At 69.4% G+C, this 24,332-nt stretch carries 28 protein-coding genes; 11 read left to right on the top strand and 17 right to left on the bottom strand.

Features of this window, described 5'->3' with window-relative positions:
* Window positions 1–13: 13 nt before the first annotated feature.
* Window positions 14–772 (top strand): ABC transporter permease, encoded by a 759-nt coding sequence (locus ACGF3C_RS27435; protein WP_393226489.1) that lies wholly within the window; start codon window positions 14–16, stop codon window positions 770–772.
* Window positions 773–803: 31 nt separating this feature from the next.
* Window positions 804–1,586, top strand: a complete 783-nt coding sequence (locus ACGF3C_RS27430) for an ABC transporter permease (protein ID WP_393226487.1) — start codon at window positions 804–806, stop codon at window positions 1,584–1,586.
* Between the two features lie 16 nt (window positions 1,587–1,602).
* Here the strand turns inward: ACGF3C_RS27430 and ACGF3C_RS27425 are convergent, their stop codons facing one another.
* The gene (locus ACGF3C_RS27425) at window positions 1,603–2,466 is read right to left on the bottom strand and encodes an NAD(P)H-binding protein (RefSeq protein ID WP_393226485.1); all 864 of its coding nucleotides are present in this window, start codon (window positions 2,464–2,466) and stop codon (window positions 1,603–1,605) included.
* An 86-nt stretch (window positions 2,467–2,552) separates the two neighbouring features.
* Here ACGF3C_RS27425 and ACGF3C_RS27420 point away from each other — a divergent pair, with 86 nt between their 5' ends.
* Together ACGF3C_RS27420 and ACGF3C_RS27415 are read left to right on the top strand one after the other, a co-directional pair.
* Window positions 2,553–3,266, top strand: coding sequence for a TetR/AcrR family transcriptional regulator (locus tag ACGF3C_RS27420; RefSeq protein ID WP_393226483.1), 714 nt, complete (start codon window positions 2,553–2,555; stop codon window positions 3,264–3,266).
* A 275-nt stretch (window positions 3,267–3,541) separates the two neighbouring features.
* Window positions 3,542–4,924, top strand: a complete 1,383-nt coding sequence (locus tag ACGF3C_RS27415; protein WP_393226689.1) for an FAD-dependent monooxygenase — start codon at window positions 3,542–3,544, stop codon at window positions 4,922–4,924.
* 100 nt (window positions 4,925–5,024) lie between these two features.
* Here the strand turns inward: ACGF3C_RS27415 and ACGF3C_RS27410 are convergent, their stop codons facing one another.
* Window positions 5,025–5,552, bottom strand: coding sequence for a pyridoxamine 5'-phosphate oxidase family protein (locus tag ACGF3C_RS27410; RefSeq protein ID WP_393226482.1), 528 nt, complete (start codon window positions 5,550–5,552; stop codon window positions 5,025–5,027).
* Complete coding sequence (locus tag ACGF3C_RS27405) at window positions 5,549–6,217, bottom strand: DUF899 domain-containing protein (protein ID WP_393226480.1); 669 nt, start codon at window positions 6,215–6,217, stop codon at window positions 5,549–5,551. Before ACGF3C_RS27405 ends, ACGF3C_RS27410 begins: the two co-directional genes overlap by 4 nt.
* 129 nt (window positions 6,218–6,346) lie before the next feature.
* Between ACGF3C_RS27405 and ACGF3C_RS27400 the strand changes: the two genes are divergently transcribed.
* Window positions 6,347–6,808 (top strand): helix-turn-helix domain-containing protein, encoded by a 462-nt coding sequence (locus ACGF3C_RS27400; protein ID WP_357228147.1) that lies wholly within the window; start codon window positions 6,347–6,349, stop codon window positions 6,806–6,808.
* 25 nt (window positions 6,809–6,833) lie between these two features.
* Here ACGF3C_RS27400 and ACGF3C_RS27395 read toward each other — a convergent pair whose 3' ends face one another.
* Window positions 6,834–7,631, bottom strand: coding sequence for a hypothetical protein (locus tag ACGF3C_RS27395; protein ID WP_393226478.1), 798 nt, complete (start codon window positions 7,629–7,631; stop codon window positions 6,834–6,836).
* Window positions 7,632–7,799: 168 nt separating this feature from the next.
* On the opposite strand from ACGF3C_RS27395, the gene ACGF3C_RS27390 reads away from it, so the two are divergent.
* The gene (locus ACGF3C_RS27390) at window positions 7,800–9,701 is read left to right on the top strand and encodes a S9 family peptidase (protein WP_393226477.1); all 1,902 of its coding nucleotides are present in this window, start codon (window positions 7,800–7,802) and stop codon (window positions 9,699–9,701) included.
* Window positions 9,702–9,752: 51 nt separating this feature from the next.
* Here the strand turns inward: ACGF3C_RS27390 and ACGF3C_RS27385 are convergent, their stop codons facing one another.
* The 4 genes from ACGF3C_RS27385 to ACGF3C_RS27370 all read right to left on the bottom strand — a co-directional run bounded on the left by ACGF3C_RS27385 (window position 9,753) and on the right by ACGF3C_RS27370 (window position 12,517).
* Complete coding sequence (locus tag ACGF3C_RS27385) at window positions 9,753–10,466, bottom strand: VOC family protein (RefSeq protein WP_357228155.1); 714 nt, start codon at window positions 10,464–10,466, stop codon at window positions 9,753–9,755.
* A gap of 123 nt (window positions 10,467–10,589) precedes the next feature.
* Complete coding sequence (locus ACGF3C_RS27380; protein ID WP_393226475.1) at window positions 10,590–11,360, bottom strand: phosphotransferase enzyme family protein; 771 nt, start codon at window positions 11,358–11,360, stop codon at window positions 10,590–10,592.
* A 236-nt stretch (window positions 11,361–11,596) separates the two neighbouring features.
* On the bottom strand, window positions 11,597–11,839 hold the full coding sequence (locus ACGF3C_RS27375) for an endonuclease VII domain-containing protein (protein WP_393226687.1): 243 nt from the start codon (window positions 11,837–11,839) through the stop codon (window positions 11,597–11,599).
* Window positions 11,840–12,055: 216 nt separating this feature from the next.
* The gene (locus tag ACGF3C_RS27370; protein WP_357228161.1) at window positions 12,056–12,517 is read right to left on the bottom strand and encodes an HNH endonuclease; all 462 of its coding nucleotides are present in this window, start codon (window positions 12,515–12,517) and stop codon (window positions 12,056–12,058) included.
* Between the two features lie 440 nt (window positions 12,518–12,957).
* Between ACGF3C_RS27370 and ACGF3C_RS27365 the strand changes: the two genes are divergently transcribed.
* Together ACGF3C_RS27365 and ACGF3C_RS27360 are read left to right on the top strand one after the other, a co-directional pair.
* Entirely contained in the window at window positions 12,958–13,659 is a 702-nt protein-coding gene (locus ACGF3C_RS27365) for a uridine kinase (protein WP_393226473.1), read from the top strand.
* 96 nt (window positions 13,660–13,755) lie between these two features.
* The gene (locus ACGF3C_RS27360; protein ID WP_393226471.1) at window positions 13,756–14,442 is read left to right on the top strand and encodes a Type 1 glutamine amidotransferase-like domain-containing protein; all 687 of its coding nucleotides are present in this window, start codon (window positions 13,756–13,758) and stop codon (window positions 14,440–14,442) included.
* A 98-nt stretch (window positions 14,443–14,540) separates the two neighbouring features.
* On the opposite strand, the gene ACGF3C_RS27355 is transcribed toward ACGF3C_RS27360, so the two are convergent.
* From ACGF3C_RS27355 to ACGF3C_RS27325, 7 genes are all read right to left on the bottom strand, one after another.
* The gene (locus ACGF3C_RS27355) at window positions 14,541–15,101 is read right to left on the bottom strand and encodes a dihydrofolate reductase family protein (RefSeq protein ID WP_393226469.1); all 561 of its coding nucleotides are present in this window, start codon (window positions 15,099–15,101) and stop codon (window positions 14,541–14,543) included.
* 4 nt (window positions 15,102–15,105) lie between these two features.
* A complete protein-coding gene (locus ACGF3C_RS27350) occupies window positions 15,106–15,588 on the bottom strand; it encodes an SRPBCC domain-containing protein (RefSeq protein ID WP_393226467.1) in 483 nt (160 codons plus the stop codon).
* Window positions 15,588–15,998, bottom strand: coding sequence for an ArsR/SmtB family transcription factor (locus ACGF3C_RS27345; protein WP_393226465.1), 411 nt, complete (start codon window positions 15,996–15,998; stop codon window positions 15,588–15,590). The genes ACGF3C_RS27350 and ACGF3C_RS27345 overlap by 1 nt, the downstream gene beginning before the upstream one ends.
* 54 nt (window positions 15,999–16,052) lie before the next feature.
* A complete protein-coding gene (locus tag ACGF3C_RS27340; protein WP_393226463.1) occupies window positions 16,053–17,684 on the bottom strand; it encodes a serine hydrolase domain-containing protein in 1,632 nt (543 codons plus the stop codon).
* Window positions 17,685–17,712: 28 nt separating this feature from the next.
* On the bottom strand, window positions 17,713–17,988 hold the full coding sequence (locus tag ACGF3C_RS27335) for a hypothetical protein (protein ID WP_357223919.1): 276 nt from the start codon (window positions 17,986–17,988) through the stop codon (window positions 17,713–17,715).
* A gap of 3 nt (window positions 17,989–17,991) precedes the next feature.
* Window positions 17,992–18,330, bottom strand: coding sequence for a winged helix-turn-helix domain-containing protein (locus ACGF3C_RS27330; protein WP_357223922.1), 339 nt, complete (start codon window positions 18,328–18,330; stop codon window positions 17,992–17,994).
* 106 nt (window positions 18,331–18,436) lie between these two features.
* Window positions 18,437–19,369 (bottom strand): LysR family transcriptional regulator, encoded by a 933-nt coding sequence (locus ACGF3C_RS27325; RefSeq protein WP_357223925.1) that lies wholly within the window; start codon window positions 19,367–19,369, stop codon window positions 18,437–18,439.
* 128 nt (window positions 19,370–19,497) lie between these two features.
* On the opposite strand from ACGF3C_RS27325, the gene ACGF3C_RS27320 reads away from it, so the two are divergent.
* Both ACGF3C_RS27320 and ACGF3C_RS27315 read left to right on the top strand, forming a co-directional pair.
* Entirely contained in the window at window positions 19,498–20,751 is a 1,254-nt protein-coding gene (locus ACGF3C_RS27320) for an MFS transporter (protein ID WP_357223928.1), read from the top strand.
* Window positions 20,751–21,323, top strand: coding sequence for a GNAT family N-acetyltransferase (locus ACGF3C_RS27315; protein WP_357223931.1), 573 nt, complete (start codon window positions 20,751–20,753; stop codon window positions 21,321–21,323). Before ACGF3C_RS27320 ends, ACGF3C_RS27315 begins: the two co-directional genes overlap by 1 nt.
* Window positions 21,324–21,359: 36 nt before the next feature.
* On the opposite strand, the gene ACGF3C_RS27310 is transcribed toward ACGF3C_RS27315, so the two are convergent.
* Window positions 21,360–22,100: an NAD(P)H-binding protein gene (locus tag ACGF3C_RS27310; protein ID WP_357223934.1), complete on the bottom strand. Its 741-nt coding sequence runs from the start codon at window positions 22,098–22,100 to the stop codon at window positions 21,360–21,362.
* Window positions 22,101–22,225: 125 nt separating this feature from the next.
* On the opposite strand from ACGF3C_RS27310, the gene ACGF3C_RS27305 reads away from it, so the two are divergent.
* On the top strand, window positions 22,226–22,705 hold the full coding sequence (locus ACGF3C_RS27305) for an Rrf2 family transcriptional regulator (protein ID WP_210785612.1): 480 nt from the start codon (window positions 22,226–22,228) through the stop codon (window positions 22,703–22,705).
* 29 nt (window positions 22,706–22,734) lie between these two features.
* On the opposite strand, the gene ACGF3C_RS27300 is transcribed toward ACGF3C_RS27305, so the two are convergent.
* The gene (locus tag ACGF3C_RS27300; protein WP_357223940.1) at window positions 22,735–24,288 is read right to left on the bottom strand and encodes a glycosyltransferase family 39 protein; all 1,554 of its coding nucleotides are present in this window, start codon (window positions 24,286–24,288) and stop codon (window positions 22,735–22,737) included.
* Window positions 24,289–24,332 lie beyond the last annotated feature (44 nt).

Raw genomic sequence — 24,332 nt, 5'->3', positions numbered from 1 at the left:
GGAGAAACCACTGGTGTTTCGTGTGTTCGGGTACTGGTTGACCCGCTACCGGCGTACCTGGCGGGGCTCGATCGTGATCAACGTGTTGAACCCTTTGCTGTTCCTCATCGGCATCGGCGCCGGGCTGGGTGCCCTGGTCGACGACAACGCGCCCGCCCAGATCACCGGCGTCTCGTACGCGGCGTTCTTCGCCCCGGGCATGCTGGCCGCCGCCGCGATGCAGAACGCGTTCCTGGAAGGGGCCCCGGGTGTCGCCCGGGCTGCCGGCTTCGGGGCCTACCGCAGCGCCACACCGACGCCGCTGAGGCCCGAGCAGCTCGCCGCCGGGCACCTGCTCTTCATCACCTTCCGGGTGCTCATCGCCAGCGGCGCCTTCATCGTGGTGATGGCCGCGTTCGGGTTGATCGGAGGATGGTGGGCCCTCGGCGCCCTGCTCGGCGCGACGCTGACCGGGGTCGCGTTCGCGGCACCCGCCGCCGCGTGGGCGGTCGGCGTACGCAAGCTGCGCCACATCGACACGGTGTTCCGCTTCGTCATCATGCCGCTCTACATGTTCTCCGGCACGTTCTTCGCGGTCTCGCAGCTACCCGAGTGGATCAGACCGGTGTCCTATCTGCTGCCGCTGTGGCACGGGGTGGAGCTGTGTCGCACCCTCAGCCTCGGTACGGCGACGGTCGTCGGCAGCTCCGTGCACATCGGCTACCTGCTGGCACTCGCCATCGGTGGCTACCTGGTCGCGCGGGTCACCTACCGCCGGCGGTTGCATCCGTGACGGCCCACGCCCGAAGCCTCCTGGAGGCACCATGACCACCGTCGCCGTACCCAGCTGGACGAGACGCCGGGCCCTGGCGCTCATCGAACGCAACTTCATGATCTACCGCCGGTCGGTCACACCGCTGCTCAACGCCCTCGTCGAACCGATCCTGTACCTGCTGTCGATCGGCGTCGGCGTCGGGATGCTGGTCGGCACGGTCCCCGGCGTCGATGTCCCGTACGCCGCCTACGTGGCCCCGGCGATCCTGGCGACCACGGCGATGAACACGGCGTTCAACCAGACGAGCTTCGGCGTGTTCATCCGGATGAGGGTCGAGAAGACCTACGAGGCGATCCTGCCGACACCGCTCTCTGTCACCGACATCGCCGTCGGCGAGGTGACCAGCGCGATGATCAACGGGCTGCTGACGTCGATCGGATTCCTCGCCCTCATGGCCGTCGGTGGGCTGGTCACGTCGGCCTGGGTGCTGCTGGCCCTGCCGGCGTCGCTGCTGATCTCGTACGCGTTCGCGGCCGGCGGACTGGCCGTCACCACGTACCTGCGCGATTTCCCCGACTTCCAGTACATCCAGCTGTTCATGCTGCCGATGTACCTGTTCGCCACGACGTTCTATCCCCTGTCGGTCTACCCGGAGGCGGTGCGGCCTGTGATCCAGGCGCTACCGCTCTACCACAGCATCGAGCTGGTCCGAGAACCCGCGTTGGGCCACGTCGGCTGGGAGCTGCTGATCCCGGTGGCGTACCTCGTCGCGTTCGGCTCGATCGCGATGTACGTCGCCACCCGCCGCATGACCCGGGCGATGCTGCGCTGACCGGCACGAGGGAGCGTCATCGCCGGGCGAGGATGGCCTCGAGCACGGAGCGGACGGGTGCCGGGCGGTGGCCGATGACCGTCTCCAGCGTCGGATCGGTCACGGCGAACTCCTTCGCTCGCGCCGCGCGGTACATGCCGAGGGTGAAGTCGGCCGCAGCTGCGGGCATGCCTCGCGCGGTGGCGGCCTCCCGCCACTCGTCGTCATCGGCGACGACACGTTCGACGGTGCGGCCCGTGATGTCGCTGAGGATGGCGGCCACCGCTTCGAGGTCGAGCATCTCCGCGGCGGTCAACGGTGCCGTGACCCCGTCGAGTACGCCGTCCTCGGCCAGGGCGACGGCGGCGGCCTCGGCCAGGTCGGCGTGCGCGGTCCAGGACACCGGGCCGTCCGCCGGCGCCACGAGTTGCCCGGTCTCAAGCGCGGCGCCGATGGAGAGGCTGAGCGTGCTCGCGTAGAACCCGTTGCGCAGGGCGGTGAAGGCAACCCCCAGTTCGGCCAGGTGCTCCTCGGCGGCGGCGTGGATCGGCTGGGCGGCGAAGAGCGAGTCCCGGGAGGCGGCCTGGTGGCTGGTGTAGAGGATCCGGTTGGCTCCCGCGGCGCGGGCGGCGTCGATGGCGGCGCGGTTCGCGACGAACGCGTCGGCGCCGCGGATCGCGGCGGACACGATGAGGACCTTGTCGGCACCCTCGAAGGCGTGCTTCAGCGTGGCCGGGTCGGTGAAGTCCGCTGCGCGCACCCGTACGCCCCGCTCGGCGAGGCCGGCGGCCCTGTCGACGTCGCGCACGCTCACGCCCACGGCGTCGGCCGGCAGTCGGTCGAGCAGCCGGTCGACGATCTGGGACCCGAGGTTTCCAGTGGCACCGGTGACGACGATCATGATGAGCACTCCCTTGTTATCGGTGTTACGTGCCAGACGTTAGCACCGATAATTCGGGGATAACAAGACGCTGTTAGCATCGGTACATGGTGACGACGCAGGACACCCGCGACGACGTCCGTGCGGGCATCGTCGCGGCAGCGACCCAACTGCTGCGGGAGAAGGGCGCGAACGCGGTGACGACGCGCGCCGTCGCCCAGGCCGCAGGCGTCCAGGCGCCGACCATCTATCGCCTGTTCGGCGACAAGGACGGCCTCATCGACGCCGTCGCCGAGCACGTCATGGCGGCCTACGTCAGCGGCAAATCGGTCGCCGCCGACGCCGCGACGGGCGACCCCGTAACGGATCTGCGCGCCGGATGGCGCCTGCACGTGGAGTTCGGCCTGACAAACCCCGAGCTGTACGCGCTGATCGCCACCCGGGGGAGCGGCGCACCCTCGCCGGCAACAGTCGCCGGCCTCGACGTGCTACGTCGCCGCGTCCGGCGACTCGCCGCAGCCGGCCTGCTCCGGGTCGACGAGGAGCGCGCACTGCTGATGATCCACTCTGCGGGCAACGGAACCATCCTCACGCTGCTGGGAATGCCCCCCGACCAGCGAGACCTCGGTCTGGGGGAGGCCATGCTCGAGACCGTGCTCTCCGGCATCCTGGCGACAACTCCAGCGACACCCGACACCACCGCGAAGGCCGTCGCGGTGACCTTCGCGACGGTGCTGCCCGACCTTTCGGGGCTCACCGACGCCGAACGCGCGCTGATGGCCGAGTGGCTCCACCGATCGCTGACCCACCCGACCCCGTGATGACGTGGCGGGGAAAGAGCTCGACGGAATCGCGCTGGGGGAGATAGCTTGCAGGTGACCGCGACACCGCCTGAGGAGGTGAGACCCATGAACGTTGCAGCGATGTGGGTGCTCCCCCTTGCCGTCACGGTCGGGCGATTGACGTAGGTGTCGCCGGGAGCGCCTTGCCACAACGGCACTCCCGAGAGGCAATACCTGTGCAACTCTCCACCACGTCACCGTCGACCGATCGCACGTACGACGTGATCATCGCCGGCTGCGGGCCGACCGGTGCGATGCTCGCCGCCGAACTACGACTGCACGACGTGCGGGTCCTCGTTCTGGAGAAGGAGACCGAGCCGACGTCGGCCGTCCGCATCGTCAGCCTGCACATCCGCAGTCTGGAGCTGATGGCGATGCGCGGGCTGCTGGACCGCATCCTCCCGCACGGACGGCGGCGTCCGGCCAGCGCCTTCTTCGCCGCCATCCCCAAGCCCGCGCCCGAGGGCCTGGATCCCCGGTACGCCTACCTCCTGGGTATCCCGCAGCCGGTCATCGAACGTCTGCTCGAAGAACACGCCATCGCACTGGGCGCGCAGGTCCGACGCGGTTGCGCGGTCGCCGGCCTCGCACAGGACGACGAGGGTGTGACCGTCGAACTGGCCGACGGGGAACAACTGCGGTCGCGCTACCTCGTCGGTTGTGACGGCGGGCGCAGCACGGTGCGCAAACTGCTCGGCGTCGGCTTTCCCGGCGAGCCCGCCCGGACCGAGAGCCTGATGGGCGAGATGGAGGTGGGCGTCCCACCGGAGGAGCTCGCCGTCACGGTGGCCAAGGTCCGCGAGACCCATCAGCGATTTTGGCTCCGGCCAGCCGGCGTCGGGGTCTACAGCGTCCTGGTGCCCGCCGCCGGGGTCAGCGACCGCGCCGAACCGCCCACCCTCGACGACTTCAAGCACCAGTTGCGCGCCGTCGCCGGGACCGACTTCGGAGTGCACTCCCCGCGTTGGTTGTCCCGCTTCGGTGATGCCACCCGGCTGGCCGACAGGTATCGGGTCGGGCGGGTGCTGCTGGCCGGCGACGCGGCGCACATCCATCCGCCCATCGGCGGGCAGGGTCTCAACCTGGGCGTTCAGGACGCAGTCAACCTCGGCTGGAAACTGGCCGCGCGGATCCGCGGCTGGGCGCCGGAGGCACTGCTGGACACCTACCAGGCCGAACGCCGCCCCGTTGCCGAGGCGGTGTTGGACAACACCCGAGCCCAGACGGAGTTGCTGTCCACCGAACCGGGCGCACAGGCGGTGCGGAGGCTGCTCGTCGAGTTGATGGACTTCGACGAGGTGAACCTCCGTCTGCTGGAGAAGATCACCGCCATCGGCATCCGTTACGACCTCGGCGCGGGCCCCGACCTGCTCGGTCGCCGCCTGCCCGACATCGCCGTGAAGCAGGGCAACCTCTACGGTCTGCTGCACCACGGCCGGGGCCTGCTGCTGGACCGGACCGAACGCCTGACCGTCGGCGGCTGGTCAGACCGGGTCGATCACCTGGCCGATCCGAGTGCGGCACTGGACGTCCCCGGTGTCCTGCTGCGCCCCGACGGCCACGTCGCCTGGGTCGGTGACGACCAGCGGGACCTGGACGAGCACCTCTCCCGCTGGTTCGGCGAGCCCGCCCACTGACCTCAGGCCGGCGGCCTCGTCGTCGAGGTCGCGGGCCAGACCAACCAGCGGCGACCGGGCGCGGGGCGACTTTCTGCTGGGTCGCCCCGTGCCCGGTCACTCAGGTGCGGTTGAACCGCCAACGAGTCGCGGTCAGCCCGTCCGGGCCGTAGCCGAAAGCCCGGACGGGGGAGACCTCGTAAAAGGCGTACTGGGGCGCTCCCGGCAGACTGTCGTCATGGACTCGGCCGTCCCTGATGGCGAACGTCCAGCCGTACTTCGTGGCGAAGGCGGCGGCCACCCGGCGCAGCGCGGTGTCGCCCGACACCTGGTGAGCCTCACCGCTCACCACCAGGTCGAGGTTGTCGCTGCTCACTGTGATGACAGCGCGGGGGTTGTGGGCCAGGTTGCGGCTCTTGCGGGAACTCGGGCGGCTCGCGATGCACGGAGCCCCGCCCACCAGCACCGACATCACCGGGGCCGCATGGGGCCGGCCACCCGGTCCCACCGTCGACAGCCAACACTTGTGCGCCGACTCCAGACAGGCCAATGCCTGGCTCCAGGGCTTGACTGTCGCCACGTCGGTGTTGAAGGGTGTTGCGTCCTCCTGCTGAAAGAGGAGCTCGGCGACCGGGGTGTCGACTGTCATGACGGAGCCTCTGCCGTGTCGTACTCGTCGTGCAGCCGCCACCACTGGTACGGCTGGGTCTGCGGCCAGCCTTCCGGCGAGTCCTCCCAGGTCTCCTGTCGGCCGTACGGCGTCAGATCGAGAAAGGACCAGTTACTGCCGAGCCGTTCCACGCCGCGGGAGGTGGTGGTGTAGGTGCGGAAGATCCGGTCGTCGGCGCGGAGGAAGACGTTCAGCGCGAACCCGTCACCGGTTCCCATGTCGGCGTTGAAGCTGTTGTTCAACGACGAGTACCAGGGCAGGGTCCAACCCATCCGCCGCCGCAACGCCAGCAGGTCGTCCAGCGGGCCATGGGACGTCAACGCCAGAGTGGTGTCGCGGGCGTTGAGGTGGGCCGGGTGTCCGACGTTGTCGGTGAACAGCGAGCAGCCGGAGCAGACAGCGTCGACGCCGTGCCACATGAAGGTGTAGACGATGAGCTGACGGCGGCCCTCGAACAAGTCGGTCAAACTGGCAGGCCCGGACGGGCCCTCGAACACGTAGTCCTGCTCGACCGGCGTCATCGGCAGCCGGCGGCGCGCCGCGGCCACTGCGTCGAGCTGGCGGGTGAGTTCCTTTTCGCGGACGCGCAAGGTGTTCACTGCGTCTTGCCAGTCCCTGGTCGGCACGATCGGCGGATGGTTCATGTGGGCCTCTTTTCGGCTTCCATGCACGTGTGGAGGGGGCACAGACAAGTCCGTTTCTTAAAGAGATGGACTGATGTGACGCTAACAGAGTCAGTTCCCTCAAGGAACCACCTTGCGTATCGTGGCGTCATGCAGCGAACGCAGTTCGGCGCCATGGCGTGCTCGATCGCCCGCACCCTCGACGTCATCGGTGAGCCGTGGTCTCCGCTGATCCTGCGGGACGTCTACGCCGGCACACACCGCTTCGAGCAACTCCAGCGGGGGCTCGGCATCTCCCGCAAGGTGCTCGCCGAGCGGCTGAACTGGCTGGTCGAACAGGGCGTCCTGGCCCAGCGTGAATACTCGACCCGGCCGGTCCGACACGAATACCTGCTCACCGACAAAGGCCGGGAGCTGTGCGATCTGCTGCTCGTCATGGTGCGCTGGGGTGACCGGTGGACGGCGGGCGACGCCGGCCCGCCGGTGCTCTACCGCCACCACGCCTGCGGCGAGATCAGTCACGTCGAACTACGGTGCTCGGAGTGCGAACAGCCTATGCGGGCTACGGACATCGATCTGCTGCCCGGGCCTGGGGCACACCCACCATCGTGACCATCGGCTCGGTCAACACCCGCCGTCATCCCAGTGCGGAGCGCGTCCCGTCGTCCGGCGGGCGATCGATCGCGGCGAGTTCGGTGAGAACCGGGTATAACCGATCGGCCAGCGTCGGGTCCGTACGGGTGAGTTCCGCGGTCAGGGCCGTCACGGCCGCCGAGAGCGCACGGCGTAACTCGGCCTCGTCAGTGGAACGGACCAATGTCGTTTCGAGCGGGCCGGTGATGTCGGAGGGCAGTAGGTGGGCGCCTTTGGCGTAGCTGGTGGGGTGGCCCAGACGCTGGCAGGCGAGTGCGACTGTCTGGGTCCGCATGGCGCTGATCCAGTGCTCCGCCTGCCAGAATCTGCCTCGTTCGATGCTGATCCGTGCGTGCAGCGCGTGGTGCCATGCCAGGCCGGCCATGCCGTCGTGGCCGCTCGACGCGGGGGCCCGGGATGGTGTGGAACGCCCGAACACGAGTCGCCAACTCGGGCCTCGCGGCCCGAACTCGCCTTCCGGGTTGAAGGAGAGGTCGACTTCCAGGCAGTGAGGCAGCAGGAACACCCGGTAGATCGCGGACCCGTCCGCGAGGTCCCAGTGGTGGACCGCCGCGAAGTCCTGATACATCTGTCGCGTCCATCGACGCATCACGGCGTCGAGCGGGTCACTGACCCCGAAGGCCAGATCGATGTCCGACCAGCGATCCTCGTCGTTCGTGGCGTGCGAACCGGTGATCGCGGCGGCGACGACACCGCTGTCTTGTTCCGCCAGATGCAGCAGCCGCCGCTGGATCCGGTCGCGTTCGTCTACTGAGAACATCAGCTCACGCTGCTCCGACACCTAATCACCCCGGCAGCGGACGCTCGGCCAGGACGGCGGCGAGCCATTCCCGCTCGCGCCAGGGCCAGCGGGCCGCGCGCGTCCATGGGGACATCATGCCTCGCCGGTGCGTCGATCCAGCGCCGGATCGGTCACATGGTGCTTCGTGGATGCTGGCAGACTCGTCGCATGACGGGTCTCACCGCTGAACTCGTGGTCGATGGTTGTGCCCCGCAAACCCCGGCGCTCGCCCCGAACGCGCGCCTGCTCTGCTACGTCCTCGCTCCCAACAGCCGGACTGGTGACCACCTCGACACCGAACTGTGGCTCGTACCCACCGATTCCGCCGCCGCGCCGCGTCGGGCGACCGACGACACGGCAACCGAGTCCCAGCCGCGCTGGTCGGCCGACTCGGAGACGCTGTTCTTCCTCTCCGACCGCGCCGAACGCGGCATTTCGCAACTGCACAGGCTCACCCTCGCCGACGGCATAGTGACCACGTTGACCAGCTGGCGCGGCGGCGTCATCGACCACCTGCCGCTCACCGACCCCAACCTGGTCGCCCTGCTCGCCGAGGACGAACCCACCGAGCAGGACACTCGCCGTACCCGCGACCGCGACGACGCCATCGTCGTCGGCGAGCGCGAACCACGCGCCCGGTTGCGCCTGCTCGACCTGCGCACCGGCCGGGTCACCACCCCGCAGGCGTTCGGTGACCGGCACGTCGTGGACCTGCGCCAACGTCCCGACGGCGGCCCAATTGCGGTGCTGACGTGGGCCAGCGCCGACAACGACCACGGCCCGCGAAACGGCCAACTGCACCTGTTCGACCCCACGACCGGGACCGCGGAGAACCTCGGACCGGTCGAGGTCGACGCACGGTCGCTGGCCTGGTGGCCGGGCGAGGACGGTTGGCACCTCGGTTACCTCGCGCTCACCCCACCGCTGCTGCAGGCCGGCACCGCCGTGTTCGACCTGGCCATGGAGACCCGCGTCCTGCGCAACCGCACCGCTGGCCTCACGATGTGCCCCACCGAACTGTGCCAGACCACCGCCGCCCCGCTGGTGGTGTTCGCCGACGGCCTCAACACGACACTGGCCAGGCTCGACCTCACCGACCTCACGACCCTGTCGCATCACCCCGGACGCCTCGACAATCTCACCGCCACCCCTGCCGGCGACGAGATCGCGGTGCTCACCGGCACCCGCTATCAGCCCGCGAATGTTCACATCGGAGCACCCACCGGGCCGCTGCGCAGAATCACCAACACCCGGCCGGAACTGGACGCCGTCGCCCTCGGCACGCAACAACCGCTGGCCTACCGCGCCGCCGACGGCCTCGACCTGGACGGCCTGCTCGTACTGCCGGTCGGAAGGTCCGCCTCGGAGGGGCCGTTCCCGCTGGTCACGATCGTGCACGGAGGCCCGTACGACCGCTACGCCGATCGTTGCCAGTTGTTCTGGTTCCCCAGCGCGCAGTGGCTTGCCGCCGCCGGCTACGCGGTGTTGCTGCCCAACCCGCGCGGCGGTCAGGGCCATGGTCACCAGTTCGCCGCCAGCGTCGCCGGCCGGGTCGGCCAGCAGGAGTGGACAGACATCCTGACCGGTATCGACCTGCTCGTCGCCGAGGGCATCGCTGACCCTGACCGGCTGGGCATCGCCGGCTGGAGCCACGGCGGCTTCATGTCCGCCTGGGCCGTCGGCCAGACCGACCGCTTCCGCGCCGCGCTGGTCGGGGCCGGAATCATCGACTGGGGCATGCTCGCCGCGACCGGGGAGAACGGCCAGTTCGAAGCCGCACTCGGCGGCAGCACCGGCTGGTCCGGCATCGGTCCCCACCCACACGACGCGGTCAGCCCGATCTCCTTCGCCAGCAACATCCGCACGCCGGTGCTCATCCTGCACGCCGCCGAGGACACCAACGTCCCCCTTGGACAGGCCGTGTACCTGCACCGGGCGCTGCGCCACTTCGACGTCGAGCACGAGTTCGTGATCTACCCGAGAGAGGGCCACTCGATCCGGGAACGCCACCACCAACTCGACGTTCTGCGCCGGACCCGCTCCTGGTTCGATCGCTGGCTCCGCCCCTGACCGGCCTGGGGGCAATCACCCGACGCGGCGCGTGTCGGTTGGATGCGACACCTAGGACAGCGCTGCGGCAAGGTCGGTAGCGGCCTCATAGGCAGCCGCAGCCCGTGTGGCCTGGTCCGCGCTCAACGCGACACTGTCAACACGGGTCAGCATCTCGATCGCCGTGGCCGGATCGTTCAGGACCATCGCGACCTCAGCGCGGTACACGAGCACCTCCACCAACGCGACAGGGTCGTCATCTGCATCGGGATGGCCCAGCGCACTGTCAAGAATCCGAGCCGCCTGCCGGACGTCCCCTCGGGAGTCGGCCTGCACGACGGCGTTCGCCATCGCCTTGCCCAGCCGTTCAGTCGGCGCTGACGCGGGGGAGACCGGAGCGTTCTGGAAGACGCGGATCCAGTTGCCGCCTGGATCGATGACGCTGAAGCCGCTCAGCCCGTCGGCGTTCTTTCGCGCGCGGGGCCGGGTCATCCGGGGCGTCCCGGAGACCAACACCTTGCCGTACGCGGCGCGCATTCCCGCAGCGAAAGCCCGGTACAGCTGCCCCGTGTCCGAGGTCAGCACGAGACACGAACCGTAGGACTGCGCCGGATCGAACCCCGCGATCTCGAAGAACTGCAGATGTAGATCTTCGCGTTGCAACCCCACGCACGGGTTGGGTTTGCGCTGCTGGTAGGTGGTGTGGAAACCGAGCACCTCGTAGAAGGCGACGATGTCGTCGATGGACGCGCAGGGCAGCAGGGGAACGGTTACCTCGTTGGTCACCCGTACTTCGTAGCCGCCGGGAGGAGGCACACGCACATGGAAATGACCGTTCGTCGGCCGCAGCCGACTGAACGGCCGATACAGCGCAAGCTGGGCTGGTCCGCCAGCGACCTCTGTCGGCACTCACCTTCGAAGGATGTGCGCGGTGATCCACATGGCGTCGCGTTGGTAGAGCCCGACGTGACTGCGGAGGTTCTCCTGTCCCTGATCAGCCCGCGCCTCGGTGAAGGCGGCGAGGTCGTGCAGTCGGTGGACTGCGGCCTGGAGGATGTGGTCAGGGTCTTGCCCCGAGCCGTAGGCGTCGCAGAGCATGCGCAGCCGACGTGCCCGCTCGGCCAGGTCACTGTGGATCGCGTCGCCGTTGTCGGGGTGGGCCAGCGGCACCAGCCGGTACGCGAGGTAGGCCAGATCCCACGACCGGGGACCGGGCGAGGCCGTGTCCCAGTCGATGATTCCGGTGAGCCGCCGGTCGGTGAAGACCATGTTGTAGGGCGCGAAGTCGTTGTGACAGATGACCTCAGCTGGCTGTCGCACCGGAAACTGCCACACTCCGCCGACGGTGTCGAAGCTGGCACTGGCCTCGTGAAGTTGTGCGAGGTGCAGACCTGCTTCGGCGAGGATGCCGTCGCTCCAGATCCAGTCCGGCAACGGGTACTGCGGCACGATGCCCGGCAGGTAGGAGACGCTGTCACGTCCGTGCTCATCGGTCCCGAGCGGTTGCGGAACCCAGGTGACGCCGCGCTCCCGTAGGTGTCGTAGTAGGCGCTGAACCGTCGGGCTCCACGCCCCCTGACCGCGCCGAACAGTGGCACCGACCCGTGTCGCACCCCCCATGTTGCCGCCCGGCAGGGCTTCCTCCCGCTGGTCGGCCGCGTTCGGGCTGTGGTCATCCATGTCGACATCCTCAGCGCGTGCGGGCCGCGACGCCACCGCGTTCCCCGAGCCGGACTGAAAGCGAGGGATCACAGCCCGTCCCAGGCAATTACTGGATTATCGTTAATAAAAATCCGTTAATTGCCTGGGACAAAAGGTGCGCAACGTACATGCACCATAATGACAGTTCTTGTGCGTAAGGACTTAAGTTGGTGTAAGCGTTTGGGTTGGTCTGCGCGCGCGTGTTGGCCGGGAACTCAGGTGACCTCTCGGGGCGGCACCGATGACGGCCCCGACTGGAGGTATTCCAGTGCGCGGCGCAGCGCCTCAGGGCTGTCCCGGAAGTGCCCAAGTGCCGAGTTGCACCCGTTGCAGAGGAGACCCCGAACGGTGTTGGTGCCGTGGCAGTGATCCACGACCAACCGGAACGCCTGGGCGGAGGGCTTGCCGTCCTTCCGGGGGCGACCGGCGAGAGTTGCCGGGAGGTCATCCTCATGGATGCCGCAGAGCCCGGCCGGGAATCCCTACTGGCCTGATTCACACGACGGGAGTAGTCGCGGCACGGTTGACAGGAGAGCATCGTGCGACCGGTCGCGCCGACGAAGGACTCTGCCGGCCGAAGCTGCTTGCACCGCCCGCAGGTCTTTGACTCGTTGACGATCCTCGCACCCTGACAGCTTGAGCGGTACCGGCATCGGAAAGCGTTGGAGGGCTGACTACGAGCGGCCGTACGCGGCGTGGGCCTGGGCCACCTCGACTGCCTCGCGTTCACGCCACCGGCGCTGTGCCTCCCGGTTGCACGTCCGGCAGACCCGACGGTACCGGCCGGTCGCCGGGTCGAGCTCACGGTCGTGGCCGTTGCGGCACTGCGCCGCCTGGTTCCGGCGGCGGCCGGCCTCGGCACGACTGAGCTGTCGCAGATGAGTCGGCTCGATACAGTCGGCGGCGCCGCAGGTCTGGTCGACGTCGAGGGCGGGGTCGTACCCGCCGAGGAAGACGACGTACGCGGCGATGTGTGCCCACGCCCGGCCCGCGACCTTCTGGTGCACCCCACGTCGCTGCCCGTAGCCTTCGACGACCAGGCAGCCGCTCTCGGTACGGTGTGAGCGCTCCAGCAGGTAGGCGCGCAGCGACTCCTCGGTGTGGTAGCGGGACAGACCCTTCACGGCCGCGAGCACCGTGTCACCGTACCCACGTCACGCACGATCGTCGACTGACGCTGACATGGCGGCTCGCCTGCTCGGCGAGTGGTCGCGCTCCGACCGGTGGGCGGTCGTCGTCACGTACCTGCAGCCGCTTCGGCTTCGACCGAACGTGCGGCCACGCTTGTAGATAGTCGCCGGCCGCTAGAGCGGCGAGGTCGCCGAGCAGTTCGACGAGCACGCCAAGCGCGTGCCGCCGCCAGCGCAACGGTCGACGGCCCTGACCTCCACGCCGTCGTGCCCGCCCTGAGCGCCTGGCTGGAGACCATCGCCTTGCCCGCCAGCTGACACCAGCTTCGCTGGGCCAGGACAGCCCGACGGGCTTGATGCGGTCCGGTTGCTGGTGAGGCGTCTGCCAAGATGACGTTCTCGATCTGTGGGGCGTGCCGCGCTTCCGGTCAGGATGGAGGAACGGCGTGAGCGTCGTACGGCGGCAGTTGCTTGACCATGTCGCTGACCTGGTGCCGACGTTCCCCGCGCCGCGGTGCGTACGGGTGGCCGTTGACGGGGTCGATGGGGTGGGTAAGTCCACGTTCGCCGGCGAGTTGGCCGTGTTGCTGAGCGACCGGGGACGTCCTGTCGTGCACGTGGCGGCAGACGACTTTCATCACCGTCGGGCGGTGCGGTATCGCCGTGGCCGGGATTCGCCGGAAGGCTTCTGGCTCGACAGTTACGACTACGAAGCCCTCGTCCACAACGTGCTGGAGCCGTTCGGTCCCGGAGGCTCTCGCTGTTACCGTCCCGCCGCCCATGATCTTCGGACAGACGAGATCCTGGATCTTGAGTGGCGGACTGCGGCGCCCGGCACGGTACTCATCGTCGACGGGCTGTTCCTGCATCGTGACGAGCTCGTGGAGTGCTGGGACTTCTCCGTCTTCGTTGACGCGCCGTTCGCGGTCACCGTCGCACGGATGGCCCGACGCGACGGTTCCCATCCGGATCCCGAACATCCCAGCCTCGGCCGCTACGTCGGCGGGCAGCGGCTGTACTTCGCCGCCTGCGCGCCTCACGAACGCGCGGATGTTGTCATCGACAACCAGGATGTGACCCGACCGGCCCTCGTGGAGGTCGTCGCGCAGGCCGAGGCAGTTGACGGTTGGACGGCCGCCGACGGATGATCCAGCGATGTGTCGCTCGGGTCAGCGAGCCGGGACGCTGGTTCTCATGGGCACCATGATCGCCGTCATTTCGGTGGCTTGAGGGGAGCGGATTGCATGAAGTTTCTTCTCACGTCGGGGGGCATCAGCAACCCGAGCATCTCCGACGCGCTGGTCGACCTGTTGGGCAAGCCGCTCGCTGAGTCCACGGCTCTGTTCGTTCCCACCGGTGTCTACCCCTTTCCCGGCGGAGCTGAGAAGGCGTGGAAGGCGATTCACGGCCAACCCGACATCCCGCTGTGCCAGCTGGGTTGGAAGTCCCTGGGGTTGTTGGAGCTCACCGCGCTGCCGACCATTCGAGAAGAGAACTGGGTCCCGGCGGTCCGGGAGGCCGATGCCCTGCTGGTCTGGGGCGGCGATGTGCTGTACCTGACCTACTGGCTGCGCCAGTCGGGCCTGGCCGACCTCCTGCCGTCGCTGAGTGACACGGTCTATGTGGGGGTCAGCGCCGGGAGCATCGCGGTCACCCCGTACAACTGCGACGCCGAATTCGATCTTCAGTTCGTCCCCGACGGCAGCGACAGGGCGCAGGACGCCGACCGGGCGTTGGGGTTGGTGGATTTCACGCTGTACCCCCACCTCAACCATCCGGACATGGAAGACACCGAGCTGTCCCACATCGAGAAGTGGGCGGCCGGAATCCCGGTCCCGACCTACGCCATCGACGACAACACCGCGATCACCGTGGTTGAGGGCAATGTCGAGGTCATCTCCGAAGGAGACTGGAGACTGATCAACCCCTGACCGAGACGCCCCTCTGGCCGATTGCTGCGATCGTGGCTGCTCGGCGGCAGGGTCGGCGTCACCGGCGTTCTTCGAGGTCGGTGACGCCGACCACCGTCTCAGGTGCGGATGCGGTAGTGCAGGGAGGCCACACCGTTGCCGAACCGGTGATTGCTCAGCAGCTCCAGGTCGAGGCGGGTGCCGCTGGGCAGACCGGGCTTGCCTCCGCCGGTGAGGATGGGGTGGATCAGCAGGTAACACTCGTCGACCAGCCCGGCCTGGAATGCCTGCGCCGCGAGGTGTGCGCCCCCGATGGTGAGGTCGCTGGTGGCCGAGGCTTTTATGGCGCGTACCGAGGCGGGGTCGAAGCCCCTTTCGAGCCGGGTCCTGGCGGTCGAGGTCGCGTCCAGCGTGGTGGAGTAGACGACCTTGTCCGCTGCCTGCCAGACGTCGGCGTAGTCGGCAGTGAGCTTCGAATGTGCGGCCAGGGCAGGGTCGGTTTCCCAGACGGCCATCGACTCGTACAGGCGCCGGCCGTAGAGGTAGGTGCCCATGGGCCGAACCAGGTCGGTGATGAACGCGAGGTAGTCGTCCCCGGGTGGGGTCCAGTCGAATCTGCCGTGTTCGTCCTCGATGTAACCGTCGAGGGACACGTTGGTCACGTAGATCAGCTTGGCCATGGCGCTACACCTTGACGGTGACGGGTTGGGCATTGCTGAGTGTCGCGTCCAGTTTGGAGAAGGCCTCGCTCCAACCCTGGTTGGCGGGAGCGGACAACTGCTCGGGGAGCCACTGACGGATCTCGAGTCGAGTCCGTCCATCGGCGTCGTCGTGGAACTCGACCCGCATCCTCGTCTCGTGTGGCGCGATGCCCTCCGGGAGTTGCCCGGTGACGTGCGCGATGCCGTCGATCAGCTCGCCGTGGACGACGTCGGTGAGGTCGATGTGGACCTCGACTCGCAGGCCGGGTTGGGTCGGGAAGACCTCGGTCCACCGCTGGTAGCCGCCAGGCCGGACGTCGAACTCCATCTCGTCGCGGGGCAGTGAGTTGCCGATCGGCCCCCACCATGCTGCCAGGTGGTCCGGGTCGGTGAAAGCTCGGTAGACCAGCTCCCGTGGCGCGTCGACCACGCGCGAGATGACGATCGGCGGCTTGTCGCTGTCCATCAATTCTCCTTGTCGTGAGCCTTGCTCGGGGATTCCCTGTCGGGGATCGCCGGGCCGTGGGCCGTTCGGTCCGTTGGGCGGTCGGTGGCCTGTACGGCGGCGAGGTGGGCGTCGAGGCGGGTGAGGGACGTGTCCCAGAACCGCCGGTAGCGCTCGATCCACTCGGCCGCTTCGCGCAGCGGGGCGGCCTCGATGCGGCTCATCCGCAACTTTCCCGACCGGGTGCGGGAGATGAGCCCGGCGCGTTCCAGCGCCTTCAGGTGCCGCGACACCGCTGGCATCGAGATCGGGAGCGGAGCGGTGAGCTCGGTGACCGTGGCGTCGCGGTCGGCCAGCTCGGCGAGGATCGCCCGTCGAGTCGGGTCGGCGAGCGCCGAGAACACCGCGCTGAGTTGATCGCTGCCAGACACCAGAGCCTCCAGTCACTTAACCAACACGTTAAACGTAGTGCCGGGCCGCCGCAACTACCAGTGGTGATTGGCAGGGATGGTGTCGGCGCCATGAGGGGCGGCGGGCTGGTCAACGTCGACGGACCGGTCGCGTGCTCGCGCCGGGGACGAGGTCGGTGGGCGGGCGGTGACAATGGCGTGCACGCCCAGGCCCAGCCGGGTCAGCGCGAGTGCGGCGGCCAGGACGACCACGACGCGGATGCCGTGACCGACGTCCGGTGCCCACAACTGGAGTTTGGCCAGCCCGGCGCCCTCCCAGAAGGCCGGCACCTGCCAGGCGACGCCGACGGCCACCAACACGCAGGCACCGATCCAGGCGGTGGTGGCGGCGATCGTCGCGCCACGGGAACGCACCGGCGGAACGCGGTCGCCCCGGCGCCCGTGCAGGGCGCGGGCCCAGGACCAGGCCAGCAGGGCGAGCAGCACCGCGGCGACCCCGAGCAGACCGACCAGAGCCCAGACCTGCAACGGATCTTCGGTGGCGGTCGCGGGCGTGCCGCCGTGCAGGATGCGGGTGAGGTTGAACGCCCCGGCGCTCAGTGGCGCGTCCATGTGCAGGCCGTAGAGGTTGGTCATGATGATCACGGCGAGGTTCGAGTCGGGTGCCAGCACGATATGGGTGAAGAAGTCCGGGGTCGCGCCGGCGTGCCAGACGATGCGGGCGCCGACGCCGTCCAGCGTGCTGTTCTTCCAACCGAACCCGTAGGTGCCGTGACCGGTGGCCACGGTGCCGGTGTGCAGCTGTCGCGTGCCCTGCGGTCCGAGGATCCGGCTGTCGCCGTAGCGGCCGCCGCCGAGCTGCGCGATGACGTAGTGGGACAGGTCGTCGAGACTGGCGGCGAGGAAACCGTAGGGCACTCCGGCGGTGTCGAACGGCGCGGCGAAGCGCTGCGGCTGGCCGAAGTAGTACCGGTGACCGGGCGGGATGCCGACGGAGCGGGCCTCGTCGGCGGTCGCCGCGGAGTGCGTCATCTGGAGCGGGTCCAGCACGTGACGGCGCAGGTAGCCGCCGAAGGTGTCGCCGGTGACGTTCTCGACGAGCGCGCCGAGGATCATGTAGTTGGCGTCGCTGTACTGATACGTCTGTCCGACGGCGGTGGTGGGCCGCACGCTGGCCAGGTCCCGTACGGACCGGGCCAACGCGCCGGGGCGGTTGTCGTAGCGGTCGGTCAGGTCGGTGCTCCAGACCTGCGGCAGGCCGCTGGTGTGGGTCAGCAGTTGGCGGACGGTGACCGTCCGGGCGGTGTCCGCGTCGCCCAGACGCAACCACGGGAGGTACGTGGAGGCGGGGGTGTCGAGGTCGATCCGGCCGGCCTCGACCAGTTGCGCCACCGCCAGCGCGGTGAACGACTTGCTGGTGGACCCGAGCAGGAACGGCGTCTGCGTGGTGATTGGTCGGCCGTCACCGTCGACGCCCCATGCGCCTCGCTGGACGACCTCGTCGCCGCGAATGACCGCGTACGCCAGCCCGGGTGCCTTGATCTGCTTCAGGTACGCGCGCAGGTAGCGTTCGCCGACGGCGAGGTCGTCGACAGCCGCGGGGCTGGCCACGACCGGGGCGGCCAGCCCCGCGGCTGTCACCATCAGGCAGCCGGCCACGGCGACGAGCCGTCGGGCCCGCGTCAGCGCGTCATTCCAGGTGCTCATGTGGCGCGTCCTCCCCGTCGGTGGGCCGTCAGCCGATCTGGCTCAGCAGCTTCTCGAGCGCGGCCAGGCGCTGCCGAACCTCGCCGAGCTCGTCCCGCACGCCCTTGATCTCGTCCGCCGTGGCCTGGGCGCCGGTGGCGCTGCGCTCGGCCAGCACCCGGTAGCCCTCCTCCCGAGCCGCCGCGTACCGGGCGCGGTAGACGCCCGTCCCGATAAGCCCGGCGACCACGATCATCGCCGTTACGATCACCGCCGCGGCGATGGTGGAGGTCTGTGCGATGTCCAACGCGACCTGATGGGTCATTGCTCACTTCTCCTGTTCTGCGGCCGGCCCGGAGCCGGTCAGGTTCTGTGCGGCCAGTGCGATCGCGTCCAGATCCAGGGACACCGTGAACGGCACCGCCTGGACGTACTTCACCGAGCTGCCGTCCGGTGCGGTCACCAGCTCGCCGGTCACCAGGCCGGCCGCTTCCAATTTCTGCAGGTGCATGTAGAGCAGCGGCCGGTTCATCTGCAGTTGCCGGGCCAGCTCGCTGACGTAGGTCCGCTGCCGGGCCACGGCGGCCAGGATTCGCAGCCGGTGCGGGCTGGCCAGTGCGGCCAGCAACAACACGAGTTCGTCACCGGTCGGCGAGGTGCCGCTCATCCTGGTTTCCCTTCTCAATGGAGGTGTCAGATTTCTCCGACACCCCCTGTCAGGTGAGTCTGACAGGGGAGGGCTGCAGGTGTCAACGAACGCCGTGGCGCGCCGGTCACTGACCCCAGGGCGGTAGCCAGACCTCGATGTCGGGGGCCTGCACCCGCCGGGAGGCGAGGTAGTCGCGCAGTGCCCGCAGCGCGGGATGCGGGTTGTCGTCGCGCCAGATGAGGGACATGGGGTAGACGGGCGCCGGGCCACGCACCGGTACGCGCCGCAGGTCGTAGCTGTCCGGCCACAGGTACCGGGTGCGAACGCCAGCGAGGGTCGCCAGCTCCGCGGAGTCAGCGATCTCGGCCAGCAGCGCCTCGTTGCCGAAGACCGGCCCGACCAGGTCGATGGTGAGACCGAACGCGGCGGCGAGTTCGTCGTAGTAGTCGGCCCATTCGGTGCCGGGGGCCATGCCGGGCATCCAGATGCGGTGCTCGGCGAGTTGCGCGGGCGTGACGACGCGGGCGTTGGCGAGCGCGTGGCGGGGGCCGACGAGCAGTTCGTGGTACTCGTCGATCACGCGGGTGGTCCTGATCGCGGCGGGCAGGTGACGCGTGGCGACGGTGACGGCGTGGAAGGTGGCGTCGACCGTCCCCGCCTCGACGGCGGCCATCGCGGCGTGGACGTCGGCGTCGAGGGTGACGACGTCGAGCTCGATGCGGGGATGCGCGCGGTGGAAGTCCTGCAACAGCACCGCCGGTGCGATCCGTCGGCTGTGCACGTCGACGCGCAGTGCCCGTCGGCCCGGGCGTACGGAGGCGTCGGCGCGCGCCTCCACCCGGAGCAGTTCACGGGCGTGCGGCAGGAAGGTCTGACCGTCGACGGTGAGGTGGGTGCCACGCGCGGTGCGGGTGAACAGCCGTACCCCGAGGTCCTTCTCCAGTGCGGCGATGCGCTTGGAGACGGCCTGCTGGGTGATCGACAGCGCGGCGGCGGCGTCCTGGAACTGGCCGGCGTCGACGGCGGCGACGAAGGTACGGACGGCGTCGAGATTCACCCGGCAAACCCTAGTGACACAACGTCTGGTTGTGGCTCGCCGCTCACCGGGTTGTTTGATCCCTCGTCACCGGGCTTGCTGTGATCGCGGCGGTCAACGGCGGGTTGTCGGGAGCGGGAGGTGTGGGTTTGTCCGCGAGGCGATCCCTGGGACGGCGGTTCGGTTGGTTGTGGGCGTCGTACGCGGTCAGCGCCTACGGCTCGGGGCTGGGTTTCGGGGCGTTGCCGTTGATCGCCGTGCTGGTGTTGCAGGCCAGCCCCGCCCAGGTGTCCGTGTTGGCGGCGCTGGGGCCGGCCGTGGGGGCGCTGATCGCGTTGCCGCTCGGGCCGTGGGTGGAGTTCCGCCGCAAACGGCGGGTGATGATCGCGATGGACCTGGCCCGGTTCGCGGTCCTGCTGACTGTCCCCGTCGCGTACGCGCTGGGTCGGCTCAGCTTCGGGCAGTTGCTGGTCGTCTCGGCCGTGCTCGCCACCACCAAGATCGCCTTCAACGCGGCCAGCGGCGCCTTCCTCAAGGCTCTCGTCCGGCCGGACGACCTGCTGGTGGCGAACGCGCGGTTCGAGTCGACGACCTGGAGCTCGATCGCGCTCGGGCCGCCGCTGGGCGGCGCTGCGGTGGGACTCTTCGGGCCGGTCGTCACCGTCGTGGCCGACGCGCTCAGCTACCTGCTCTCCGCGGTGGGCCTCACCGCCATTCGCGGCCACGAAGACCGCCCCCGGCGCGCCGGCGCGGGCCGGGTCCGGGCCGGTGAGCTGCTCGACGGCTGGCGACACCTGCTGGCCCACCCCGGCCTGCGGGCGCTCTACCTCAACCAGTTGCTCGTCGCCGGGCTCATCATGGCCACCGAGCCGTTGTTGGCAGTGCTCCTGCTCGGCGAGCTGGGCTTTGCGCCGTGGCAGTACGGCCTCGCCTTCGCCGTGCCCTGCGTCGGCGGGCTCATCGGGTCACGCCTGGCCCGTCGGGTGGTGGCACGCCACGGCCAACATCGGATCATCCGCGCCGTGGGCACGCTGCGCGCGATCTGGCTGATCGGCCTCGCCTTCGTCCAGCCCGGCGTGGTCGGTCTCGTCACGGTGATCGCCGTCGAGTTCGCGATCATCATCAGCATGAGCCTGTACAACCCGGTGCTCGCCACCTACCGCCTGGAACAGACTCCGAAGGATCGCGTCGTCCGTACCCTGTCTGCCTGGTCGATCGGCAGCAGCGCCACCATCGCCGTCCTCAGCGCGCTCGGTGGGCTGCTCGCGCAGGCCACCAGCCCGCGCACGGCGATCACTGTCGCCGGGCTGGTGATCCTGGTGAGCCCGCTGCTGCTGCCTCGGCGTTCGGACGCCGATCAGCCGGCACCGGAGCGCTCCGCACGGGTCTCTACGATCGCGTGATGTTCCAGCCGACCTTCCCGATCCGCACCGCACGGCTCGCCCTGCGTCCGGTCACGATCGACGACCTCGACGACGTGTACGCGTTTCAGCGTCGACCGGACGTCGTGCGCTGGATGCTCGGCGCGAAGCCGCGTACCCGTGAGCAGTCGCGGGCGTCGGTGCTCGCCATGGCGGGCGAGGACGCGTGGCGCGCGGAGGGCGACTGCCTGACGGTGGCCGTGGTCACCGACGCCGGAGTGATCGGCATCGTTGAGTTGGTGTGGCGCAGCCGGCTGGAGCGTACCGCCGAACTCGGGTTCGTCTTCCACCCCGACCACGGCGGCCGGGGGTTGGCGACGGAGGCCGCCACCGCGCTGCTGGCCTGGGGGTTCGCCGAGTTCGGGCTGCATCGGGTCTACGGCCGGTGCCACTGTCGCAACACCGCCTCGGCCCGGCTGATGGCGCGACTCGGCATGCGCCAGGAGGCACGCCATGTCGAGAGTTACCTGTTTCGGGGGGAGTGGGCCGACCAGCTCGTCTTCGCGATCCTGGCGCGCGAGTGGCAGGCCGGGACCCGCACGCCGCCGACGTGATCGTTCACCACGGCGACGTGCGGGTCGGCCGACACCTCAGACCTGGCGGCCGAGCCACTCCCGGTAGGCGGTGGGCGCGATGACAGCGTCGTCGCCTGCGATGAGGACGTCACCGGACATGGCGGCGAACATGCCGACGGTGTCGTCGGTGGTGACGGTGCGCTGGTCACCGCGGGCGGCGAGCGTGACGCGCCCCAGCTCGTCGAGGGCGAAGACATCCGGGCCGGCGACGTTGCGGATGCCCTTGAGCGGCGCGCCCATGCTGACCTCGGCGACGGCCTGCGCCACGTCGGCGGCGGCCATCGGCTGCACCGGCGTGCTGGGCAGGCGGACGGTGGTGTCGTCGGCAGTCCAGGACATGATCGACTCGACGAACTCGAAGAACTGGGTGGCGCGGACGATCGAGTACGGGATCGGACCGGCCGTGAGGATCTCCTCCTGGAGGGTCTTGGCGCGGTAGTAGTCCAGGTCGGGCACCTGGTCGACGCCGACGATGGAGAGGATCACCGCGTGGCCGACGCCCGCGCGAGCGGCGGCGGCCAGCAGGTTGTCCATGGTCGTCTGGAAGAAGGCGGGCGAGGCCTCGTCGAAGGTCGGCGAGTTCGTGAGGTTGACGACGACCTCGGCGCCGGCGAGCCCGTCGGACAGGCCCTGCCCGGTGAGCAGGTCCACCCCGGTGGACGGCGAGAGCGGCACCGCCTCGTGGCCCGCAGCCTGCAGGATCTTGACGACCTGCGACCCGATGAGGCCGGTCCCGCCCAGTACGGCGATCTTCATGCCCAAGCACCTTCCCGTGACGTGTGGTCCGACCGCTGAGGCTCAGCCGATACTCGGACCTTCCTTGTCCGAGAACTATACTCGGACACAATGTGTCTGGGTAACGGGGTGGCTAGGGTGACGTCATGAAGATGTCCGGCGGGGTCGAGTGGGCGCTGCACTGCTGCGTGGTGCTCACTACCAGCCACACGCCCGTTCCGGCGGCCAAGCTGGCGGAACTGCACGACGTCTCCAGCAGCTACCTCGCCAAGCAGCTCCAGGCGCTCGCCCGCGCCAACCTGATCCACTCCGTGCAGGGCAAGTCGGGCGGCTACGTGCTGACCCGCGCGCCGGAGAGCATCACCCTGCTCGACGTGGTCCGGGCCGTCGACGGGCCCGGCCCGACCTTCGTCTGCACGGAGATCCGCCAGCGCGGCCCCTTCGCGACCCCGGCCGACGCCTGCACCACGCCCTGCCCGGTGTCCCGCGCCATGTGGGCGGCCGAGGACGCGTGGCACCAGGCGCTCGCCGCGGTCACCATCGCCGATCTCGCCCGCGACGTCGACGCCACCTCCGGCCCCGAGGCGCTGGTCGGCATCCAGGCCTGGCTGACCGGCGGAGCCTGACCCGACCCCGCAGAGCCGGGCGAACACGGTCAGCCGGTGTGGCGTACCTCGGTGTCCCAGATCTGCGCCCACGGACGCCGCAGCCCCCGACACACGTGGATCGGGCCGCCGTTCTCGTCGTTGTCCACCTCGACCCGCTGGTCCACCTGCCCGGCCGGGGTGCACTGCTCGAACCAGGTGTTGAGCTGGTCGGGGCGCTCCCAGCCGACGGCGATGACCACGTCCGCGTCGGCGGGCGGCCGACCGAAGTCGACCATGCTGTTGTGCCCGGAGTACGCCCGGGGCAGACCACGGGCCGGCCCGTAGCGGGCCACCGCGCCAGCCTCGCCGTAGTTGCCGGTGAGGACGACCGCCCGCGAACGCTCCTGCGGCGACAACCCACGATGGACAGCCGCGAGGGAGTCGGCGAACTCGGGCCAACCGATGGTCTCGCCGGCGTCGTAGTTGACGTCGACCACGAAGGCGGGCAACCGGTCGGCCGGCAGCACCGGCAGCAGCAGCACGACGTTGGGCAGCAGGAACGGCACCACACCCAGCGCGAGCAAACCCCGACGCCACCAGCGTGACCCCCGCGAGGCCCACGCCACGGCGACCAGCGCACCGGCGGCGGTGAGGACCAGCAGCAGCGGCGCGTCGTAGTAGCCCTTGCCGCCGGCGATCAACACGACGCCGACCACCACCAACCACGCCCAGCCCACCGCCCGGTAGGCCCGCCACGCCGGTCGGCGGAGCAGCGCGACGAGACCAGCGATCCAGATCGGCACGGCGTACGGGCTGATGATGACGAACTGGAGGGTGAACGCGTCGAGCCGGCCACTGTAGGAGCTGTCACCGTCGGAGATGGCCCCGGCAACGCCGAGCTGCGGAAAGCCGTTGCTTGCCTGCCAGATCAGGTTCGGCGCGGCCAGCAGCACGGCGATCCCGGCCCCGGCGAGAACCCACCGGTCGCGCAGCAGCCGGCGTGGCCCGGCGATGAGCACCCCGGCGACCAGGCCCACGGCCAGCAGCGCCGGCAGCAGCTTGCTGAGCATGCCCACACCGATCGCCAGCCCGATGCCCAGCGCCCAGCGGCTGTCACCGGTGCGCAGCAACCGCACCGCGCACCACGCCGCGACCAACCAGACCAGCAGGTCGACGGTGGTGGTGCTGAGCAGATGACCACTGGCGAGCACGATGCCGGAGAGCGCGGCGAGCACCGCCGCGAAGAGCTGCCCGCCCCGGCCGGCCCCCAACTCCCGGGCGATGGCGGCGACCAGCAGCACCGCGCCGCCGGCCAGCACCGCCGACGGGGTACGCAGCACCACCAGGTTGCCCGGGGCGATCGTGTCGAGCAGCCGGGCCAGCACCGGGACGAGCGGCCCCTGATCGACGTAGCCCCAGTCGAGGTGCCGACCGGCGAGCAGGAAGTACAGCTCGTCGCGGTGGTAGCCGTAACGGCCGGCGAGCAGCAGGAGCGTCACTGTGGTCGCGGCGGCCACCAGCCACGGGCCGCGGGTGCGAATGCCAGGCTCCGGCGGCCGCCCCGGCTGCGGCGACTGGGTCGGCCGCTGAGGTCGGTCGATCTCGATCGCGGGCTCGCTCACCCGCTCATGATGACTGGCGGCGTCGCCGCGTGGGTGCCCCTACC

Origin of the sequence: Micromonospora sp. NPDC047762 (genome assembly GCF_043204655.1) — a bacterium.
In the GTDB taxonomy this organism is placed as follows: Bacteria; Actinomycetota; Actinomycetes; order Mycobacteriales; family Micromonosporaceae; genus Micromonospora.
This window is presented reverse-complemented; position numbering and strand designations above follow the sequence as displayed.

Bases quoted from the DNA above. Each gene is read 5' to 3' on its own strand.
- ACGF3C_RS27430 (WP_393226487.1), top strand. From the start codon at position 804: ATGACCACCGTCGCCGTACCCAGCTGGACGAGACGCCGGGCCCTGGCG.
- ACGF3C_RS27425 (WP_393226485.1), bottom strand. From the start codon at position 2,466: ATGATCGTCGTCACCGGTGCCACTGGAAACCTCGGGTCCCAGATCGTC.
- ACGF3C_RS27420 (WP_393226483.1), top strand. From the start codon at position 2,553: ATGGTGACGACGCAGGACACCCGCGACGACGTCCGTGCGGGCATCGTC.
- ACGF3C_RS27415 (WP_393226689.1), top strand. From the start codon at position 3,542: ATGCTCGCCGCCGAACTACGACTGCACGACGTGCGGGTCCTCGTTCTG.
- ACGF3C_RS27410 (WP_393226482.1), bottom strand. From the start codon at position 5,552: ATGACAGTCGACACCCCGGTCGCCGAGCTCCTCTTTCAGCAGGAGGAC.
- ACGF3C_RS27405 (WP_393226480.1), bottom strand. From the start codon at position 6,217: ATGAACCATCCGCCGATCGTGCCGACCAGGGACTGGCAAGACGCAGTG.
- ACGF3C_RS27400 (WP_357228147.1), top strand. From the start codon at position 6,347: ATGCAGCGAACGCAGTTCGGCGCCATGGCGTGCTCGATCGCCCGCACC.
- ACGF3C_RS27390 (WP_393226477.1), top strand. From the start codon at position 7,800: ATGACGGGTCTCACCGCTGAACTCGTGGTCGATGGTTGTGCCCCGCAA.
- ACGF3C_RS27380 (WP_393226475.1), bottom strand. From the start codon at position 11,360: ATGGATGACCACAGCCCGAACGCGGCCGACCAGCGGGAGGAAGCCCTG.
- ACGF3C_RS27360 (WP_393226471.1), top strand. From the start codon at position 13,756: ATGAAGTTTCTTCTCACGTCGGGGGGCATCAGCAACCCGAGCATCTCC.
- ACGF3C_RS27355 (WP_393226469.1), bottom strand. From the start codon at position 15,101: ATGGCCAAGCTGATCTACGTGACCAACGTGTCCCTCGACGGTTACATC.
- ACGF3C_RS27350 (WP_393226467.1), bottom strand. From the start codon at position 15,588: ATGGACAGCGACAAGCCGCCGATCGTCATCTCGCGCGTGGTCGACGCG.
- ACGF3C_RS27340 (WP_393226463.1), bottom strand. From the start codon at position 17,684: ATGAGCACCTGGAATGACGCGCTGACGCGGGCCCGACGGCTCGTCGCC.
- ACGF3C_RS27335 (WP_357223919.1), bottom strand. From the start codon at position 17,988: ATGACCCATCAGGTCGCGTTGGACATCGCACAGACCTCCACCATCGCC.
- ACGF3C_RS27330 (WP_357223922.1), bottom strand. From the start codon at position 18,330: ATGAGCGGCACCTCGCCGACCGGTGACGAACTCGTGTTGTTGCTGGCC.
- ACGF3C_RS27315 (WP_357223931.1), top strand. From the start codon at position 20,751: ATGTTCCAGCCGACCTTCCCGATCCGCACCGCACGGCTCGCCCTGCGT.
- ACGF3C_RS27310 (WP_357223934.1), bottom strand. From the start codon at position 22,100: ATGAAGATCGCCGTACTGGGCGGGACCGGCCTCATCGGGTCGCAGGTC.
- ACGF3C_RS27305 (WP_210785612.1), top strand. From the start codon at position 22,226: ATGAAGATGTCCGGCGGGGTCGAGTGGGCGCTGCACTGCTGCGTGGTG.